The organism is Streptomyces sp. NRRL WC-3549, from assembly GCF_000721935.1.
In the GTDB taxonomy this organism is placed as follows: domain Bacteria; phylum Actinomycetota; class Actinomycetes; order Streptomycetales; family Streptomycetaceae; genus Streptomyces.
In genome coordinates, this window is sequence record NZ_KL585419.1 from 39,408 (window position 1) to 39,765 (window position 358).

Genomic DNA, 358 nt, shown 5'->3' on the forward strand with positions numbered 1-358 from the left:
CCCCCGGGTCTCCCTGCCCCCGGGTCGTCCCTGGCCCGGGTCTCCTGGCCACGGTCTTCCAGGCCCCCGGGTCTCCCGCCTTCCGCATTTTCCGGCGCCCGGCCCGGCGCCTGGCCCGGCGCCTGGCCCGGCGCCCGGCGACCCGAGAGCCCGCAGGCCCGCAGGCCCGCAGGCCCGAGGCCCCCGCCCGGGCCTCACGTCTCCAGGTCGTCCGGCGCGAGGTCCGGCCGCAGCCGGTGCCAGGACGGCTGGCGCAGTCGGCCCGCCTTGGTCCGGGTCGAGTACCGCACCTCGCCAACCAGTCGCGGCAGCACCCACCGCGCCCCCGCGACCCGCGGCACCGTGTCGAAGGGGCAGG

General features: G+C 80.2%; 1 pseudogene. It reads right to left on the reverse strand.

The features are described from left to right. Positions 1–194: 194 nt before the first annotated feature. Positions 195–358, reverse strand: a pseudogene (locus IH13_RS41160) (ATP-dependent DNA ligase); the annotation flags it as partial.